The sequence below is a fragment of the Patescibacteria group bacterium genome, from assembly GCA_038065255.1.
Lineage (GTDB): Bacteria > Patescibacteriota > Patescibacteriia > JACQRZ01 > JACQRZ01 > JBBTRI01.
Genome location: JBBTRI010000019.1, coordinates 20,708 through 38,487 on the forward strand (window position 1 = coordinate 20,708; position 17,780 = coordinate 38,487).

19 protein-coding genes and 1 tRNA gene are annotated in these 17,780 nt (G+C 46.7%); 8 read left to right on the forward strand and 12 right to left on the reverse strand.

Annotated features, from left to right (window positions below; genetic code table 11):
- The first annotated feature begins 12 nt into the window (after positions 1-12).
- The 6 genes from rbfA to AAB400_04520 all read left to right on the forward strand — a co-directional run bounded on the left by rbfA (position 13) and on the right by AAB400_04520 (position 5,617).
- Positions 13-363: a 30S ribosome-binding factor RbfA gene (gene rbfA, locus AAB400_04495; GenBank protein MEK7649139.1), complete on the forward strand. Its 351-nt coding sequence runs from the start codon at positions 13-15 to the stop codon at positions 361-363.
- 12 nt (positions 364-375) lie between these two features.
- The gene (gene clpP / locus AAB400_04500) at positions 376-960 is read left to right on the forward strand and encodes an ATP-dependent Clp endopeptidase proteolytic subunit ClpP (protein MEK7649140.1); all 585 of its coding nucleotides are present in this window, start codon (positions 376-378) and stop codon (positions 958-960) included.
- 79 nt (positions 961-1,039) lie between these two features.
- On the forward strand, positions 1,040-2,632 hold the full coding sequence (locus AAB400_04505; GenBank protein MEK7649141.1) for a hypothetical protein: 1,593 nt from the start codon (positions 1,040-1,042) through the stop codon (positions 2,630-2,632).
- A 319-nt stretch (positions 2,633-2,951) separates the two neighbouring features.
- On the forward strand, positions 2,952-4,472 hold the full coding sequence (rny, locus tag AAB400_04510) for a ribonuclease Y (GenBank protein MEK7649142.1): 1,521 nt from the start codon (positions 2,952-2,954) through the stop codon (positions 4,470-4,472).
- Between the two features lie 5 nt (positions 4,473-4,477).
- Positions 4,478-5,269 (forward strand): TIGR00282 family metallophosphoesterase, encoded by a 792-nt coding sequence (locus tag AAB400_04515; GenBank protein MEK7649143.1) that lies wholly within the window; start codon positions 4,478-4,480, stop codon positions 5,267-5,269.
- A 42-nt stretch (positions 5,270-5,311) separates the two neighbouring features.
- Positions 5,312-5,617 carry an HU family DNA-binding protein gene (locus tag AAB400_04520; protein MEK7649144.1) on the forward strand — a complete coding sequence of 102 codons (306 nt, stop codon included), beginning with the start codon at positions 5,312-5,314 and terminating at the stop codon, positions 5,615-5,617.
- 50 nt (positions 5,618-5,667) lie between these two features.
- Here AAB400_04520 and AAB400_04525 read toward each other — a convergent pair whose 3' ends face one another.
- From AAB400_04525 to AAB400_04550, 6 genes are all read right to left on the reverse strand, one after another.
- Positions 5,668-6,735 (reverse strand): hypothetical protein, encoded by a 1,068-nt coding sequence (locus AAB400_04525; protein ID MEK7649145.1) that lies wholly within the window; start codon positions 6,733-6,735, stop codon positions 5,668-5,670.
- Positions 6,736-7,713: 978 nt separating this feature from the next.
- Positions 7,714-8,487 carry a 1-acyl-sn-glycerol-3-phosphate acyltransferase gene (locus AAB400_04530; protein ID MEK7649146.1) on the reverse strand — a complete coding sequence of 258 codons (774 nt, stop codon included), beginning with the start codon at positions 8,485-8,487 and terminating at the stop codon, positions 7,714-7,716.
- A 1-nt stretch (position 8,488) separates the two neighbouring features.
- On the reverse strand, positions 8,489-9,214 hold the full coding sequence (locus AAB400_04535; protein MEK7649147.1) for an ABC transporter ATP-binding protein: 726 nt from the start codon (positions 9,212-9,214) through the stop codon (positions 8,489-8,491).
- 3 nt (positions 9,215-9,217) lie between these two features.
- A complete protein-coding gene (locus AAB400_04540; protein ID MEK7649148.1) occupies positions 9,218-9,949 on the reverse strand; it encodes an ATP-binding cassette domain-containing protein in 732 nt (243 codons plus the stop codon).
- 179 nt (positions 9,950-10,128) lie between these two features.
- On the reverse strand, positions 10,129-10,998 hold the full coding sequence (locus tag AAB400_04545) for a branched-chain amino acid ABC transporter permease (protein ID MEK7649149.1): 870 nt from the start codon (positions 10,996-10,998) through the stop codon (positions 10,129-10,131).
- A gap of 1 nt (position 10,999) precedes the next feature.
- A complete protein-coding gene (locus tag AAB400_04550; protein MEK7649150.1) occupies positions 11,000-11,872 on the reverse strand; it encodes a branched-chain amino acid ABC transporter permease in 873 nt (290 codons plus the stop codon).
- A 109-nt stretch (positions 11,873-11,981) separates the two neighbouring features.
- On the opposite strand from AAB400_04550, the gene AAB400_04555 reads away from it, so the two are divergent.
- Together AAB400_04555 and AAB400_04560 are read left to right on the forward strand one after the other, a co-directional pair.
- Complete coding sequence (locus AAB400_04555) at positions 11,982-12,200, forward strand: hypothetical protein (GenBank protein ID MEK7649151.1); 219 nt, start codon at positions 11,982-11,984, stop codon at positions 12,198-12,200.
- The gene (locus AAB400_04560; GenBank protein ID MEK7649152.1) at positions 12,191-12,448 is read left to right on the forward strand and encodes a hypothetical protein; all 258 of its coding nucleotides are present in this window, start codon (positions 12,191-12,193) and stop codon (positions 12,446-12,448) included. The genes AAB400_04555 and AAB400_04560 overlap by 10 nt, the downstream gene beginning before the upstream one ends.
- A gap of 59 nt (positions 12,449-12,507) precedes the next feature.
- On the opposite strand, the gene AAB400_04565 is transcribed toward AAB400_04560, so the two are convergent.
- The 6 genes from AAB400_04565 to AAB400_04590 form a co-directional block, all read right to left on the reverse strand.
- Positions 12,508-13,701, reverse strand: a complete 1,194-nt coding sequence (locus AAB400_04565; protein ID MEK7649153.1) for an ABC transporter substrate-binding protein — start codon at positions 13,699-13,701, stop codon at positions 12,508-12,510.
- Positions 13,702-13,823: 122 nt separating this feature from the next.
- Positions 13,824-15,011 carry an ABC transporter substrate-binding protein gene (locus AAB400_04570; protein ID MEK7649154.1) on the reverse strand — a complete coding sequence of 396 codons (1,188 nt, stop codon included), beginning with the start codon at positions 15,009-15,011 and terminating at the stop codon, positions 13,824-13,826.
- Positions 15,012-15,098: 87 nt separating this feature from the next.
- A tRNA-Lys gene (locus AAB400_04575) sits at positions 15,099-15,171 on the reverse strand.
- 216 nt (positions 15,172-15,387) lie between these two features.
- Positions 15,388-16,977, reverse strand: coding sequence for an AAA family ATPase (locus AAB400_04580; protein MEK7649155.1), 1,590 nt, complete (start codon positions 16,975-16,977; stop codon positions 15,388-15,390).
- 9 nt (positions 16,978-16,986) lie between these two features.
- Positions 16,987-17,427, reverse strand: a complete 441-nt coding sequence (locus AAB400_04585) for a type II toxin-antitoxin system VapC family toxin (GenBank protein ID MEK7649156.1) — start codon at positions 17,425-17,427, stop codon at positions 16,987-16,989.
- Between the two features lie 2 nt (positions 17,428-17,429).
- A complete protein-coding gene (locus tag AAB400_04590; protein ID MEK7649157.1) occupies positions 17,430-17,705 on the reverse strand; it encodes a hypothetical protein in 276 nt (91 codons plus the stop codon).
- Positions 17,706-17,780: the final 75 nt, after the last annotated feature.

Here is a 17,780-nt window from a genome sequence, read left to right on the forward strand (position 1 = left end):
GTAGTGTGAGATATGGCGCAAAGCAATCGGATCAAAAAAGTAAACGAACTCCTCCAGCGAGAAATCAGCATGCTCTTTGCCCGTGAGTTGGAATTTCCCAAAGGTACCGTTGCAACTATTACAGAAGTTGAAACGGAACAAAAACTCGACTATGCGCAGGTATATGTGAGTATCTACCCGCCGAACCAAAAAGATGCTATACTCGCTCTCATCGGCAAGCGCATACCGTACCTCCAAAGCCTTCTTAATCATCGGCTTCACATGACACACGTGCCACAGCTTCGATTTGCATTTGATGAAAAAAGCCAGGAGTTGTTTGAGCTCGATGCCCTCATCGACACCGCACAGAAGGATTTGATATAATAAAAGCATACTATGAAAAACTACCATCTCATTCCGACTGTTATTGAAAAATCGCATCAGGGTGAACGTGCGTATGATATCTATTCCCGCCTTCTCAAAGAGCGCATTATTTTTTTGGGAAATGCCATCGATGATGACATTGCAAATACCGTTATTGCACAACTACTGTTCCTGGAATCAGAAGACAAAAACAAAGATATCAAGCTGTATGTCAATTCGCCGGGCGGATCGGTTACAGCCGGCTTGGCCATCTACGACACGATGAATTACATCAAGCCGGATGTTTCCACGATTTGCGTTGGCATGGCGGCTTCCATGGGAGCGGTGCTATTGGCAGGGGGGCAGAAGGGCAAACGGTTCTGCTTGCCGAATGCCGAAGTGATGATCCACCAAGTGATGGGCGGCGTAGAAGGCCAAGCAACCGATATCCGAATCAAAGCCGAACATATTCTGAAAATAAAAGCTCGCCTCAATGATATTCTTGCACAACATACCGGACAGTCGATGGACAAGATAGAAAAAGATACCGACCGCGACTATTTCATGAGCGCGGAAGAAGCAAAGAAGTACGGTATCGTAGATATAATTATTTCGTAAGCTATTCTTGACACTACTCCGCAAGCCCTTGACAGCAGGGGCTTGTTTCGTGTTAACTGGAACGTATTCGAACATTACAATGAAAACTGCATTGAGCATTCACGATCGGCTTTCACGCGTACACTTCTTCGACCATGTAGTAGACTTGAGTAAAACACCCCTCTCCAACATTGAAATTCTGGCTCTTGGCTGCTGCATCAAGGCAGCCGAAAGAATGACAGAATTGTATGTCAGCCAGACGGGAAAAAAGAGTTCAGACCTTTTCTTCAAGTACATGAACGAGCAGCGCAATCCCGAAGGCAGAGCAATCTTTCGGTACCTTCAAGTCCATGGCAGCCCTTGGGACAGTTTTGACCATGATGAACCGTTTGTTCCGGGAATAGGACGACGCCCTGCCAAAGGTCCATTCTATCCAACCGGCCTAACGCAAGATGAATGGGATGCCTGGCTGCAAGCGCATCCTGACGACAAAGAAGCATTCGAATCCCCCTATACGGTAATCGAGCGCGGGCGCGACGGACTTGTGGCAGTACCCTATCACAACCACTACAGCCCCCTTCTTACCGAAGCTGCGAATTTCCTTGAAGTCGGAGCGACATATCTCCAAGAAGGTCCACTGAAAACCTATCTTGAACTCCGTGCACAGACATTCAAAGGCACTGCGAGCTATTTTGATAGCGATAGTGCCTGGGTAGACACTCGTGGTGAACCGTTTGAAATCACTCTCGGCCCCTGCGAGACATACATTGACGATCAGTTCCTTGGTCTCAAGTCTGCGTTCGAAGCATATATCGGCATTCCCAACCGGGAAGCGACCGAGATGCTCCAGCAATTCAACCAACCAGCCGCTGAATTCGACCGGCTTCTCGCACAAGAGTATCCATTCGAGCCACGGCCGGCTGGCCCTATGATCGTATTAGATGACGTGTATCGGGGAGGTGAGGCACGTTTCGGACGCATGTTCGTTGCGGCAAATCTACCGAATGATCGAAAGATCCACAATCTTAAAGGATCGAAAAAGATCTTTAGCCGCACCATGCTTTCCGCAAAGTTCGGCAATGTCGGGGTTCCAATCGCACAACGAATTCTTCATCCTGCCGACCAAGCTTATTGCACAGTCGAAAACCGCCTAGCCTCCAATGTCGGACATGAGCTTTCCCATGGCATGGGTCCCACCGGCATCATGCGGGATGGTGAACTCATTCGATTCGGCGTCATCCTCAAAGACCTTCACTCAATGATCGAGGAAGCAAAAGCAGACATGCTGGGTATACGATTTCTCCACCATTGCTGCACAAGCGGTATTCTTGGCATGGATACAGTTAAGGGAGCGATTGCCACTGAGCTCATATGCACTATCATGGGACTGCGCAAGAGCTTTACGGAAGCGCATGCCCGCGGCAATCTCGTGCAGTACAACTGGCTGAAAAATACCGGTGCATGGCGCTATAATGAATCGACCGGATGCTATACGATCAACTATGATGTTGCTCTGAACGGCATGATTATGCTCAGCGATGCGTTTTTGCGCTTGCAGCTTGGAGGTAGCTACGATGCTGCCCGAGAATTCGTAGAGACGTGGGGTAGTATCCCTCCCGAACTCGTGCAAATCGTGAAATCTCTGTCGGACATCCCCCTCGAAGTCCATCCACGTTTCGATATTGCGGGATAGAACCACACACATCATTCGACCCCTATGGGGTCTTTTTTTATTATAATCATCACTCCTTGCCAAACGGACGTTTTTCTGCTACGCTTGACGCATACCTTAATTAGTAAATCCCACTTCAGACCTGAATGTGCTTGTATCAAAGGTATTGAGTATGACGAACAACACTTTTGCCATGACTATTGCTGTTGACCTCATTTACGGCCTGCACGCCCAAAACCATGCAGGGTTTCTTCGTATTGCGAAAGGTGAGCGCTAATACTTCAACTATTACACTACAAAGCACTTCACTCTCCTGATGTCGGGAATCGGAGTGATGTTTATGTTTAGTGCATTATTTATCGGAGTCGCCTTCCTCGTCCTCGGCGGACTGGTTGGCTACTACATTCGAAAACAGGTGGGCATCAACCAGATCAATTCCGCCGAAAGCAAAGCGGAAAAGATCTTTACGGATGCCAAAGCAAAGGAAAGTGAAATCCTGCTTCAAGCGCGTGATAAAGCAATCGGCATTATTGATAGTGCCAAAAAAGATGAAGAATCGCGGCGCAGGGAATTTAACCATGCGCAAACAAGGCTCGAACGCCGCGAAGCGCTCTTTGACCAGAAGCTTCTGGAAATTCAAGAAAAACAGCAGAAGATCCAAGACAAAGCAACTCAGATTGAAGAAATAAAAACAAGCATCCAGACAATCAAACAGGAGCAGCTTGCCAAGCTCGAGCGTATTGCCGAGCTCACACGCGAACAGGCAAAGCAAGTCCTGCTCGAAAGCGTTGAGCGTGAAGCCAAAGAGGAAGTGCTGGAGCGCATAAAAAAAATCCAAAAAGAAGGCACGGAAGATATGGCAAGTAAGGCTCGCCATGTAATCGTGGATGCCATGCAGCGCTGTGCCATGTCTGTGGTGTCCGAAGTGACCACATCATCAGTACCACTCCCATCAGATGAAATGAAGGGAAGAATTATCGGCAAAGAAGGAAGGAATATCAAAACGCTCGAAAATCTTACCGGGGTGGAAATATTGATTGACGATACACCCAATGCAATCACTCTTTCAAGCTTCAGCCTTATCCGACGCCAGGTTGCAAAAATGACCATTGAAAAACTTGTGAAAGACGGGCGCATTCACCCGGGCCGCATTGAAGAATACCTTGAACAATCGAAGCAAGAGCTAGCGCTGGACATCAAAAAGGCCGGGGAAGACGCGCTCTTTGCGCTGGGCGTTACAGGAATCGACCCCCGCCTCGTGCCGATTTTAGGGAGACTGAAATTCCGTGCGAGCTTTGGCCAGAACGCACTCGTCCACTCCATGGAAGTTGCCTACCTTGCGAATTTCCTTGCAGAAGAATTGGGTGCTGATGTGCTTGTCTGCAAAAAAGGCGGACTCCTCCATGACATCGGTAAAGCCGTCGACCATGAGGTCCAGGGAAGCCATCCGCAAATCGGCTATGACATTCTCAAAAAATTCGGTTTTCCGGAAGAAATTGCCTACATGTGTATTGCCCACCATGAAGACAATCCGCATACCCTTGAAGGTGTTATCGTGAAAGTTGCCGATGCGCTTTCGGCAAGCAGGCCGGGTGCACGCCGCGACAGCGTAGAACGCTACGTGCAACGCATTACCGAACTTGAGGGGCTTGCGACAAGTTTTTCGGGTGTTGATAAAGCCTATGCCATCCAAGCCGGGCGTGAAATTCGCGTCTTCGTGAAGCCGGATGAAATTGATGATGTCAATGCATACAAGCTTGCAAAAGAAATTGCAAGGCGCATCGAAGAACAACTCCAGTATCCCGGTGAATTACGCATTACACTCATCCGGGAAAAAAGAATTATAGAGTACGCAAAATAAACAGTATGCATATTCTTATCATTGGAGATATTGTTGGAAAACCGGGGCGCAAAGCAGTCGCAGAACTTCTGCCGCAGATCCGCAAAGAATTTGATATTGACTTTGTCATCGCAAATGTCGAAAATCTTGCACATGGTTTTGGATTTACTTCTCAAACCCTCCAAGAACTTACGAATGCAGGAGTAGATGCCGGCACAAGCGGCAATCATGCATGGGCGAAACCAGATGGACGTGAGTTGCTTTCGAACCGCAACTCCATTGTCGTGCGGCCTGCAAATTATCCTGTCGGCACCCCGGGCGTAGGGGCAAAAACCTTTACTATTGCAACAAAATCCATTCTCGTGGTAAACTTAATGGGTCGGGTATTCATGAAGGAAAACCTCGACTGTCCTTTTCGTGCGCTTGATGCAATCCTACAAGCTAACAGCGGCACTCGGCATGCTGGGATTATTGTGGACTTCCACGCTGAAACCACTTCGGAAAAGAACGCTTTTGGCCTCTACGCCGATGGGAGGGTTTCGGCAGTTGTGGGAACACACACTCACGTCCCTACAGCAGACGAACGAGTTATGCCAGGCAAAACAGCTTATATTTCCGATATCGGCATGGTTGGGCTCCAACATTCGGTGATTGGGTTCGATTCAGGCCCTCTCCAGAGCTTTTTGACCCAAATCCATCAGCATTTTGAGATATCCGACCACGGCACAGTGGTATTCAACTCAGTACTGATCGACCTGGATACGGCTACGGCGCAGGCACGATCGATCACGCGCATTCAACGAATAGTCAATGTTTGATTCATAATTAGGGGTGTGGAAAAACGTCCCCAAGGAGAACGTATGACAACAAAAGGAACCAAGTTCAAAAAAGCAGACCTCATCGAGCATCTTGCCGCTAAACTCGAGGTCACTAAAAAGCAGGCCGAAGACATGATTGAAGCAGTACTCGTCTACATCACTGATACCCTCAAGCGCGGCGATGAACTGACACTCACCGGTTTTGGCACATTCTTAGCGAAAGAACGAAAGGGGCGCTTGGGCATCAATCCAAAGAATGTCACCCAACGCGTTGAGATTCCGCCATCGATTGTCCCCCGCTTCAAAGCAGGCAAAGCGCTCAAGGAAGCATTGAAAAAAATAATATAGTTGTTTTCAACACAAAAAAGCCGCCCTGTAAGGGGCGGTTTTTTTGATCGTCACAGCACTGATTCCTCCTTTAACGCTTTTTGTAATGTTTCTACAACATGAGTCCGTTGACTGTTTTTCCGTACTTTTTCAAGTACTTGATCTTGCAGTGCCGCAATATCTTCTTGAGAATAAAGTCCGCTATCAAGCAACTGGGATACAATAGCTGAAAATCGTGCTTTTTGCGCATACAGAACATACTCCGAAAATCCCTGAATAAAAGCTTTGGTATAATCCCCCAGAGGGGCTTCTGAAATGCTTTTTGCCAACAACCCAATGAGAGAGCGCTGAATGTCTGGCTCCTTGCACACATTCTTTATTTCCGGAAGCGTCGCAACACCTAGATATGCCGCTCTCCGGACAATTTCTTCAAGTTGCGTACCGACATGGGGAAAGAGGGCAATGTATCCACTTGAAGTTTTTGGCTTTTGGAAAAGCGCAAGAATCGCAGTTTTGCATGCCAAAAGAACGGTTTCTTTTTCCTTGTGGGTTTCTTCATCGCGCGTATCGGGAGAAAAATGCCGTTGAAGGATGGGATTTTTAAGGCGTTTCATTTCTTTCTCAAGAATATCAAGATATGTCATTCCTTTTTGCTCCATTGCCTCCAATTGCTGAACGTCAAACAATCTGCGCATACCGGACGGAAACACCTTATCTTCAACGAACCGCGAATCAGCCGATAGCATTTCAGAAAGTTTCTGAATATTCTGTTCGCGCACCCATTTTGAAATATGTTCGAGCGCCAGACTGCGTGCATGCCTCCCCCCTTCGAATGTGCGTATTTTATCGGTCATTGTATCAAGTAGATCATAGTCGCCTCGTTCAAGGGCCTCATGCGCAATGCCGTCCCAGCGAAGTGTTTCTTTTTGATCCTTTTTATCAATGCGATTTGATCCCCTTCTAGCAAGCGCTTCCGTAAGAGATGCTTCGCCATGAGTAAGTAGGTTTACAAACATCTCATCGGCAATACGCTTGGCATAGGTTTCCGATGCGCTTTCACCTCTTTTTTTACCTATTTTTTCGTATCTCTTCTGCGAATCGCGCTCAAGCGCATTGAAGGATTTTTCTAGTGTATTCATAGAGTTTTATATACTACGTGCAGTATATCAAAATACGCATGCGCTACGCAAGGAAAGTTTTATTGGAATAAAAAAAGGAAGCAGGGGTTGGTATCCGACGAGGGGGTCGGACCAGGGTGGTGTGCTTCCATTTGTTGGGGGGGCTTGCAGAGAGTTCGGCTTGGATTTGGCTTTGCAACCAAACAAGATTCCTACTTTCTCTGCTATGAAATTTTCAAAGTACCGGGGTTGAGGGGGAGGTCTAGGGCTAGGTCGGTAGACGATTATCGATTGTACGCTTGGATGGCCTCCATCCGCCTCGTCGGTCGAACCTGTGCGTAGCCAATAGCATACGCGTAGTCCAAGCCGGTGTCGAGGTTTTTCTGGAACTCTCCGAGATTGACCTGCGGCTGCCCGCAGTCTTCCCGATGAGACTCTACCGTGGCGGGATTACAAAGAGTGATGCCGCATCCGCACAAAATCATTGCTAAATTTCTCCGCTTACACTGGTGCGTTACAACTGCATCATTTCTGATGAACAGCGTTGTGGGCTTCAATCCAATAGGATTGCGACCCACAACGATAGCCACCAACTACACTAAAAAGAGCGAAAAGGCTGTAGAGGCAAGCATTATATGAAGTAGCTGCGGCGGGTGGTCCGCGATGGGAATGAATGCCACATTATCTTCAAAGCGCTTATATATCCTCTTACCTTCTGGTTGGCCCCGAAGGGCACAATGGATGGAAAGTGGACTCTCTCCTCTACACTCTTTTCGCTCCTGGAGAATTTTTGTTATAGATATAACCTTTTTGAAGGGTACATACTCGATGCCATAAGTATACCACACTTTGAATAGTTTGTCAAGTGTCTATAGTGCGTATTTTATAAATGTATTATGGTTATAATGAAAATAGTATATAAAAGTGTAAACTTCCTTATTGATATAATGAAAAAAGCACTGGATCAAATCCAGTGCCTAGACCCTATCAACTTTGACTCTATTCAAATAGCTTATCGTAGTATTCGGTGAGGGCTTGATTTTTCGAAGATGATCCCCTCGCATCCTGCGCTGCTTTTTGCCACTGCTCACAGGTAGTATACGTCTCATTGAGACGAATGCAAAACTGCGGTGCGGGATGGATTCCTATACGCACACGCGTTATGCGTGCCATGGAATTTCGCTTTTCGCGCTGTATCATACCCTGAATATCTTCTTTGTTCACATGAAAGGCGTAGACCATTGTCTCAGGTAAGAGCTGTTCGAGAAGCGCACGGAATCCGCTTTGAAAAAGCTTGCTCCCTCCCCGTGCTTCTACCTCACCACTGGGAAACAACAGGAATACTCCTCCCTGCACAATATGTCTGCGCGCTTCGCCAAGGACGTTTTTCGCCTGCGTTCCGCTTGAGGGGGCTGGCACAAAATGATCTCCATAGAGTGCCGTGAACTGCGGATAGCGTTTTTCGGTTACCATGACTTTGATATCGTGCCGCTTGATCGCTTGAAGCACTACAGGCACATCGATATATCCTGGGTGATTTGAAATAATCAATCCCGGCCTGGTATTCAAGCGATTGCGCATCAGTAAAAACTCTGGATTGTCTTGCTGAACAACATCAACTTGAATGCCGATGCGCTTCAGAAGCTCTCCTGAAACTCCTGCAAGTCCTTCACGCTCATATATCGGGAGTGTTTCTTTCAAAAAACGTGCATAGGTTCCTTCAGATAGGGCGACTGCCGATGATTCTACTGCGCGAGATATGAGATGCTTCATATTATGCAGCGCCTAAAAATACTTTTTCCAAAAGATCGGTTTTTTGCAACGTAGGAATATCACCATCATAAACAACGCGCCCCTTATCAAGAATATATGCACGCTGGACAATCTCAAAAAGGGATTTCAAATTATGCTCAACAATAAAAATTGCCGTCCCATGTCGCTCATTGATTTCCTTGATCTTATGGAAAATTTCTTTCACTACCTTCGGAGCAAGTCCAAGCGAAGGCTCATCGAGCAATAACACTTTTGGGTCTCGCATAAGACCGCGTGCGAGCGCAAGCATTTGCTGCTGTCCTCCGGAAAGCGTTCCCGCCTGAGCATTCTTTTTTGCACGCAATGCAGGGAACAACTCCATCACTTCATCGCGCCGCCTCCGCATTTCTTTGACTTGTGAAATACCGTATGCCCCGATCTCTATATTTTCTTCCACGGTGAGGCTCGAAAAAACTCTTCGCCCCTGGGGCACAAAGGATATCCCAAGCTGCACCACTTCATGGGGAACGGGATAGATTTTTTTTTCATGCCAATACACATCTCCATGGCTCAAGGGCGCAATACCAAAGATTGCTTTTAACACTGTCGACTTCCCTGCTCCATTGGGACCCATCAGCGCCACCACCTCTCCCTCATCAAGGGAAACAGAAACGCCGTCAAGCGCCCTAACGCCTCCATACTGCACCGTTGCATCTTTGAGCTGTAAGAGAGTTTCTTTACTTACCATACGTTATTCTCCTAAATATGCTTCAATAACATCCCGACGTTTAAGTACGGCGCCGGGTTCACCGGATGCCAAAACCCTTCCTTCATCGATAACAATCACTTCATCAGACAGCTCGCGGATAAGATCCATGTTGTGTTCAATCAACACAATAGTCTTTCCCTGTTCGCGCAGTTCTTTCACAATCGATACAACGATTTTTACCATTTGCGGAAAGAGCCCTGCAAACGGCTCGTCAAACAAGATAAGTGATTTGTCCATTGCAAGTACGCGGGCAATTTCGAGAAGCTTTCGCTGTCCATAAGATAGATTTAAAGCAAGCGCATTTTTCCTTTCTTCAAGCCCGACTCGCTTGAGCACATCGATGCTTTTGCGATAGTGGTAATCCGAATGTTTTTCGGCCAACGCGCCAAACACATTCCGCTCAGTTGTGACCACTAACATATTATCCAATACGGTCATCTGCTCAAAAAGCCGCACCTCTTGAAATGTGCGGGTAATGCCATAGGTCGAAACATCATAGGTGTTGAGTTTGTGGAATGCCACACTATCAATGGTGACCGTGCCAGCGTCAATGGAATACACGCCGGACAGCACATTGACACATGAACTTTTTCCCGACCCATTGGGGCCCACGATACTTGTGATTGTCCCTTTACGGATCGACAGCGTCAATCCATCCACTGCGTGGACACCGCCGAAATATTTTTTGAGATTATGTGTTTGGAGTGCGAACATAAACGTATCATCCATTAGCATGCATAGGATTATGAAGCGCATTCGAAGGTATCTGTCTGGAAGGATCTGCGGAATGCGACGGCATGAGCCGAAGACCTCTTCCAGCAGAAAAATATTCGTGCCTGACGGACAGATGCCTGAAGAAGTTGTGATTCATAATCATAGTAATCAGTGTAGTATTACTGCAATTTATACTCGCCGACAAGCCCCTGCGGCCGATACATCATCAACACAACCAGCAATGCACCATAGGTAAAGAGACGCATCTGTGCTGCGATATCTGTTGGAAATCCAACAAAGCGCAAGAATTCTGGCAAGAGCACCAAAAAAAGCGCACCGAGCACCGACCCGCGCAGGTTCGCCAAACCGCCAAGAATAATGATTGCCAATATGAAAATTGATTCATCAATAGTAAATGTTGAGGGGTCGATAAATGAAATATAGACGGCAAAGAGTGCGCCGGCAATACTCGCCAATCCTGCAGAGATCATGAAAACAACGAGTTTGTAATTAATTGTTTTATAGCCAAAAACTTGGAGAGCCACTTCATCTTCGCGAATGCCTTTTAGCGCTCTTCCAAAGGATGAATGAGTGATCCAGCGACATACATACCATACAAGCGCACACCACAGCACCACAAAGAATAAAAATGCAAGATTCGAAGAAAATGAAAAACCGAAAAATTCCGGCCTCGGTATGCCGGGAATGCCCAAAGGTCCGCGCGTAAGATCCTGCCAGTTCAAAAAAATGCTATAAATAATAAAATTAAAACCGACCGTTCCAAGCACATAGTAATCTCCCCCAAGACCGCTTAATACATATCCAATGAAAAAACTTGCTACGAGAGCTATTCCAATACCAACCAGAAGTGCAGGAAAAAAATTCCAGTGTGCCAATGTCATCAGGAGCGCCACGGCGTATGCGCCAATACCAGAAAACGCCGCATGTGTCACGGACAGCAGCCCGGTATATCCGACCACGAGATTCAGCGTCATTGCGAGAATGGCATAGATGCCGACAAGAATTGCGAGATGAATGAGGTATTCCATACTATTTTTTTACATTCATGATTCCCTGCGGGCGCCAGAGAAGAAATAGTATCAGCAGCGCAAAGGATATTGCACCCTTCCATTCTCCGGAAAGTTTCCAAATCCCGAAATTTTCCGCCAATCCCAAAATAAGCGCACCGACCAAGCCGCCGGTGATATTCCCGATTCCTCCGATGATGCATGCAATGGCGCCGCCAAGCAGCAAGAACATACCCATGGACGGCTGAATGCCGGTATCGAGCCCCGAAAGAACACCGGCGAGACCTGCAATACTCGAACCGAGAAAAAATACCCATGCAATGATTTTTTCGGTATCGATGCCGATAATCTGCGCAACCTCGCGGTCATCGCTGATAGCGCGCACTGCTTTCCCAAATGCTGTTCGGTACAGCAATACCCACAGAGCAGCATAGACAACAAATGCACTTATGAGAGCGGTTAGTTGCACTTCGGTAATAGATCCGCCGGCAACGGAAAAGATGCGGTAGTTCCAGTCTATGGGGGTGAGTGTTTGGAATTGGCTGGTAAACACCATTGCGAGAACTGCCTGAATTGCAGTAAGCGCTCCCAGTGAAGCAACAAGCAGCACAAGATTTGATGCTTTCCGGGCACGCAAATGCGCATAGATGCCCCGATCAAGCGCCACGCCGATAAGCCCTGCGATCAGAATTCCTAAAAATATCCCCAGTGGATAGGGCGCTCCAAGCTGCTTACTGAAGAAAAAAACGGCATACGCTCCAACAAGCACCATACTCCCGTGAGCAAGATTAAAAAACCGGGCAGTACCATAGATAAGGTTGAACCCCAGAGCAACAAGCGCATAGATTGACGCGGCAATAACGCTGTTCATCAACAGTTGTATGAAGATAGACATACGATGCATCCTATCACAAAACGAGCCGCCCCCACAAGGATAATCAATTGACATTCGCTTGACTATTGATACACTAGTTATAAATCTCTTACATAAATAACAACAGTGTATGGCTCTGTCGAAAACTCTACAGCTCACAAAAACAGTTTCAATACCACTCAATGAATATGAGCGATTAAAAGCGATTGAACAGACATTCCAAAAAGAATTTGATATTGTTCCGTTATTCTTTAATTCAGAACGTTTTACTGATTATACTCATAAAGCACGTATAAAAAAATCGCTTAGTAAGGCGATGAAAAAATATCCGCCTATAGTATGGAAATAATCCATACGGATGACTTTGAACGAGCGTTTAGAAAACTTCCAAGTGAAATCAAAGAATTCAATGCAACGCAAGAAGGCCGTTTTATCCGCAACTGGCTTGATCCGCGGCTCCACATAAAAAAACTGCATGGAGAACATGGGGTCTTCAGCTATCGTATCACTCGGCGGTACCGAGGATTCTTTTACTTCCAACATCCTGATAGAGCCATCTTCTTTGATCTTGATCACCGAAAAGACGCCTACCGCTAAAACAAACAGGGCCGCCCCGCAAGGAACGGTCACTCATGCGCTAGAACTGCCTACGCTTTTTATTTAAGCAATTCGACTTTCCCATTTTTCACAATTTTTGCGACATGTCCTCCTGCCCGGTCCCCTGTCGCTTCAATAGTAACTTTCCCCGAGGCGCCATCCCAATCTTTAACAGTGCGCGACCATGCGGCAAGTTTTTCACCATTGTTTCCGACAGCTTTGAGCCCGTCAACAATGAGATAAACGGAATCATACTCTGTTTGAGCATAGCTCTGGAAAGGAGCATCTTTTTTGTACTGTGTTTTATATGCATCAAGAAGGTGTTGGAATTTTGGATTCTGTTCATCAACGCCAAATTCTGCTGCAAGCGTACCCTCGAGCTGCGCGGCATGCCTCTTCATGAGTTCCGTATCTCCGCTCATGGCATCAGAGATGAAGAGCTGCACCGTCCATCCAAGTTCTTTTAATTGCTTTAATACGCGCTCCCCTGATGCCGGAGTTTGTGCAGAGATAAACAGAGCATCAGGCTTTGCGACTTGCAATTTCTTCAATTGGGTCCGGAAATCGACTGCATCAGATGCGAATTCCTCTTTTATGATTGAACCTCCTCCCTTTTCAAACTCTACGCCGAATGCTTTATAAATACCAAGCGGGTAATCTTTCTTTTCCTGCATGAACGCCATATTTTTCCATCCCTTTTCAAGGGCAACCTGTGCAAGTATTTTCCCCTGACTCGCATCACTTGGATAATCACGAAAGAAATAAGGGCTTGCATTCGTTAAGTCGGGACTACTTGCCGCGTTGGAAAGAAATGCAATTTTATTTTTCTCTGCAATTGGAAATGCTGCCAATGCCTCACTGCTGCATGCCGCTCCAACAACCGCCTGTACTTTATCGATACTAATAAGTTTTTGGATTGCATTTGCCGCATCTTTTCCACTGCACTTTGAGTCTTCAAAAATAATTTCAAGCTTACTGCCATTCACACCGCCGGATGCATTTATTTCATCCGCAGCCATCTGCATAATCTCACGATCAGGTTCACCATAAGCAGCTCCATCTCCTGTAAGCGGCAAAATAGAACCGATAATAATCGGGTTGCCGCTCTTTGGCTGTTCTTGTTGAGATGGCTGCGTTGGCTCTGTGCCAACTTGTTTTTCTTGCTGTTGCCCGCCCTGCCTACTAAGAGCAAACGCGATCAAAAGCACCGCAACAACCGCCACTCCAATCCATAAACCTTTTTGCTTTTCCATACGCACTTCTTATTATGTGTAATAAACAATATCATCTAGTGTACTGCCTATCGTATAAAATGCAAGATCACCCCTTAAGAGGTGATCTTGCCAAAAAAACACGACAAGCATTGTGGATTAGATTATTGCTTCATTTCAACTGCCTTTCCTCCCTTAAATTCTTTGACAATATAATTCGCTTTCTCAACATCGCCATTTTTATCGAGCGTATATTCATCTGCAATACCCTGGTATCCTTTTACCTTGTAAAGCTCGTTCTTTATCTTTTCGCCATTTGTGCCGACGCTGCCCATGATGCCTGCAAGTACGTTGAAGATATCATAGACGCGCGGACTGTAGGTATTCAAGTCTTTATCAGCATTGCGTTTTTTCATCTCATCAAGAAAGCTTGCAGGCAAATTTCTGTTTGCTGCAATCGTATACTGCGCGCCTTCTACGCTTGCACCACCTTCATTGGGAATCTTCGGATCATCCCAACCATCCCCGCCGAGTACTAATGTTTTCATTCCCAGTTCTTTCATTTGTTTAAACGCAACCAATGCCCCTTCGGTCATGCTTGGAAAATAGATGGCTTCCGGTTGTGCCGCTCGTATCTTTGTAAGCTGGGTGCGCAAGTCTCGGGCATCTGTTTTGAAGCTTTCGTCAGCCACGATTGTAGCGCCATTACTTTCCGCCTGTTTTTTGAACACCTCATGCAAACCCACACACCAGTCATTGAGACAAGAAAGGATTGCGATTTTTTTAGTGCCCTTTGTTTTCACAAGATAATCAGCGGCATAGACGCCCTGAAACGAGTCGGATGCGACAAAGCGGAAAACATAATCCCCCGCTTCGGTGATTTTCGGACTGGTGGATGAAGAAGAAACAAGCGGAACGTGCGCTTTTTCTGCCAGGGGCGCAATGGCAAGAGTTTCGCCGGAACAGGTGCCGCCTACTATCGCAACGACTTTATCAACGCTCAAAAGCTTGGTGCCGGCGCTGGTTGCGTCTTTCGCATTGCATTTTCCGTCTTCGTAGATTGCTTCAATCTTTCGCCCCTTAATGCCGCCCTTAGCATTGATCTCGTCTACGGCAATCTGTGCCGCCACACGCATATTTTCTCCAAGCGTCGCCGCATCGCCTGTAAGCGGACCGACAAAACCCAATTTAATGGTCCCTGTTTCTTTTCGAAGCGGCAGCCAGCTCTGCGTCGGCTGACCCGCCTCGTCCTTCGGCGCTCCCTGCGTGCCGATCATATAACCGACAATCAAGCTCGCAAGTGCGACAACTACGAGCATGATCGTATTTTTTGCATTATTACTCTGCTCCATAAAAATGAAAATAAAAATGAATATGGTTTCAGCTTACTATCTCCAAAAACCCTGTCAAGAATTTTTTAAAAAATTTTAAACTTTTTTTGGGCCGCCCGGGGGTCGAACCCGGAACCTTATCCTTAAGAGGGATCTGCTCTGCCAGTTGAGCTAGCGGCCCATTATATGACATAGGGTAACCTAACTATCCAATCTTCACAATTACCCTTTTTATTTTAGAAGATAGAGGCTTCCATCTCCTTTGACTCGTAATTTTACCGTACTATTGTAAAGAATATTTTTTCGACAACCTGATCCTTCGGGTTTAATGAAGCTCTTAATGAAGTTCTTTACTGGCGATCCAGTTACCCATGACCAGTATCTTTTCATTTTTAGTTCATTTTGTCCAGACTTCTTGCGCGAAAGCGATCTCAAGTATCCGGTCGACGCGGAACACGCGCGTATCGCGGCGGGAATGGCAGTACGCCTCCATACCGAGAAATGACGTGTCTTCGTACTCCATTTCGCCGACCATGCGCGGTGTCACGGTGCGTCGCGATTTCACGTCCTGTTTTTTAAGATAGGTGATCGAAAGCGGTCGGCGCATCGCGATAGCGCCCTCTATCATCTTGATCTTCTTATCGAGCGAGAGCGCTTCCTCCGATTTTTTGTACTGGTAGTGCGTGACGAAATCCATGACTCGCCAGTCGAGAATGATGTGCTTCTTTTCAATAGGCTTTTTAAGAACGATGCCCGCAAGCGTGCGGCAGCGAGAAAGCGCAACATAGGTCTGCCCGTGAGCGAACGCTCCCCTGTCCATGTCGATGATCACTCGATCGAATGTTTTCCCCTGGCTTTTGTGGATTGTGACCGCCCATGCGAGACGGAGCGGATATTGCGTAAACGAACCGATCGTGCGCGTATCAAGGCTCTGCGTATTCGAATTGTATTCATACGAAAACAAATCCCAAGTATACGGAAGAATATCTTCAACTGATCCATCGGGCAGTTTCACGCGAATTGCATCGGCATCGCCTTTGAATGATGGTTCAAGCGCAGTGACACGCGCAATTGTTCCATTGACCCATCGGCCGGCGCTGTCGTTATTCACGAGCATAACCTGTGCACCGACTTTCAGCGATAAATCTCGTTCGGTTGGCGCCTGTTGCTGTTCAAATGATCCGCTCGTATGCGCGTGATATGTTTGAGTTTTGCCTGAAAGTTCACGGAGGCGCACGGCATTGATCTTCGTCGCCGCGTCGTTTGTCGGCGTCAGCGCGATCCATAGCTGATTGCGCGGCGGTTCAAACGACGGGTTCACGCGAGACGCCAAGAAGGAAAGATCCTCATCGCAAACCGTGCGATTCCTGATACTGTTGAGAAGTCCGATAAACGCATCATCGCTTTGCCGATAGATTTTCTCCAGCTCGACATACTCCATGGGAAAATTTTCGCATGCATGCGCCGAAAAAAAATAAGGGCTTTTGTAGCGTTCTCGAAAGATTGCTCGTTCGTTCGAGCCGACAACCGGCGGGAGCTGATAGAGATCGCCGATAAAAACCATCTGCGCTCCGCCGAACGGCGCAGACGACTTGGCGCGAACAATGCGCAAAAACACATCAACGCAATCCAAGAGATCTGCACGCACCATCGATACCTCATCGATGACGAAGCATTCGACCGTCTGATAAAGTGTTTTGTTTTCTCCTCCTTCTTTTGCTATTCGTTTTGCTTTTTTCTTCGCCTTTTCGACGGTGATATCGGGCTTGAACCCAAAAAACGAGTGGATCGTAACACCGCGCACATTCAACGCAGCAACCCCTGTCGGCGCAAGGACTGCAATCTTTTTTTTCGTGATGCCTCGAAAATATTCAAGCAAGGTTGATTTCCCAGTGCCGGCGCGGCCGGTTATAAATACGCTCTGCCCGCTCTCGATGGCTGATAGCGCTTGTTTGAATCCTGTATTTATTTCAATTCGTATCTTCATAGGGAGCTATCATTTCCGCAGGATGCCATACCAATTCTGTATATCAACAGCATGGAGACCGCTTACTTTCCCCTGGTGTTTCATATTTGCCGTAAGAAGAGGGATGTTATATTCCAAAGCAAGAGCGGCATAAAGAGCGTCGTAGACTGATAACGAATATACGGATGCGATAAGAGATGCGGATGCGACTCTTTCTTTTGTTGCCCATACAAACGTAAGAGGAAATGAAAATAAAAGATCAAGGGCGTCTTGGAGATTCGTACTCTTCAACCCCTTTCCTCTAACCAACGCATTAGTTACTTCATACCACAAGAGGTCGGGCACAATAATTGGATACTCTCTCATGACGGCGCCACGCAACAACTCGCGTGATTGCTCGACTGCTGTCTCACCAAATGCGTTGAGTAACTGCACCACAACCGATGCGTCGGCAACATATCCCCGATGCATAGCTAACGTGCCTGTCTGTCGTTAATAATAAACGTGGATAATTTTATCCTTTTCCCCTTTTTTGCCATGCGCCCCAATGCATCTCGCAGTTTTTTCCATTCGACAGTTCTTTTCCCGGCCTGGTGCTCATTTGCTTGTTCGCGCTCATAAAGGCGGAATGATTCCCGAAAAAGATCGCTAATGGTTGTGCTATTCCTGCGTGCAACCCGTTCCACGCGCCGAGCAACTGTTACGGGTAATGAAATTGTCTTTGTCAAAATTTTTTCCCGTTTCAACATAATAAGAAAAATTCATAAATATTCATAATAGAAATTGTATCATAGTTATTCGAGATACACAACATTTTTCATTTC

Bases quoted from the DNA above. Each gene is read 5' to 3' on its own strand.
- rny (MEK7649142.1), top strand. From the start codon at position 2,952: ATGTTTAGTGCATTATTTATCGGAGTCGCCTTCCTCGTCCTCGGCGGA.
- AAB400_04590 (MEK7649157.1), bottom strand. From the start codon at position 17,705: ATGTTGAAACGGGAAAAAATTTTGACAAAGACAATTTCATTACCCGTA.
- AAB400_04550 (MEK7649150.1), bottom strand. From the start codon at position 11,872: ATGTCTATCTTCATACAACTGTTGATGAACAGCGTTATTGCCGCGTCA.
- AAB400_04570 (MEK7649154.1), bottom strand. From the start codon at position 15,011: ATGGAGCAGAGTAATAATGCAAAAAATACGATCATGCTCGTAGTTGTC.
- AAB400_04535 (MEK7649147.1), bottom strand. From the start codon at position 9,214: ATGGTAAGTAAAGAAACTCTCTTACAGCTCAAAGATGCAACGGTGCAG.
- AAB400_04505 (MEK7649141.1), top strand. From the start codon at position 1,040: ATGAAAACTGCATTGAGCATTCACGATCGGCTTTCACGCGTACACTTC.
- AAB400_04565 (MEK7649153.1), bottom strand. From the start codon at position 13,701: ATGGAAAAGCAAAAAGGTTTATGGATTGGAGTGGCGGTTGTTGCGGTG.
- AAB400_04520 (MEK7649144.1), top strand. From the start codon at position 5,312: ATGACAACAAAAGGAACCAAGTTCAAAAAAGCAGACCTCATCGAGCAT.
- AAB400_04525 (MEK7649145.1), bottom strand. From the start codon at position 6,735: ATGAATACACTAGAAAAATCCTTCAATGCGCTTGAGCGCGATTCGCAG.
- AAB400_04585 (MEK7649156.1), bottom strand. From the start codon at position 17,427: ATGCATCGGGGATATGTTGCCGACGCATCGGTTGTGGTGCAGTTACTC.
- AAB400_04560 (MEK7649152.1), top strand. From the start codon at position 12,191: ATGGAAATAATCCATACGGATGACTTTGAACGAGCGTTTAGAAAACTT.
- AAB400_04580 (MEK7649155.1), bottom strand. From the start codon at position 16,977: ATGAAGATACGAATTGAAATAAATACAGGATTCAAACAAGCGCTATCA.
- AAB400_04515 (MEK7649143.1), top strand. From the start codon at position 4,478: ATGCATATTCTTATCATTGGAGATATTGTTGGAAAACCGGGGCGCAAA.
- AAB400_04555 (MEK7649151.1), top strand. From the start codon at position 11,982: ATGGCTCTGTCGAAAACTCTACAGCTCACAAAAACAGTTTCAATACCA.
- clpP (MEK7649140.1), top strand. From the start codon at position 376: ATGAAAAACTACCATCTCATTCCGACTGTTATTGAAAAATCGCATCAG.
- AAB400_04530 (MEK7649146.1), bottom strand. From the start codon at position 8,487: ATGAAGCATCTCATATCTCGCGCAGTAGAATCATCGGCAGTCGCCCTA.
- rbfA (MEK7649139.1), top strand. From the start codon at position 13: ATGGCGCAAAGCAATCGGATCAAAAAAGTAAACGAACTCCTCCAGCGA.
- AAB400_04540 (MEK7649148.1), bottom strand. From the start codon at position 9,949: ATGTTCGCACTCCAAACACATAATCTCAAAAAATATTTCGGCGGTGTC.
- AAB400_04545 (MEK7649149.1), bottom strand. From the start codon at position 10,998: ATGGAATACCTCATTCATCTCGCAATTCTTGTCGGCATCTATGCCATT.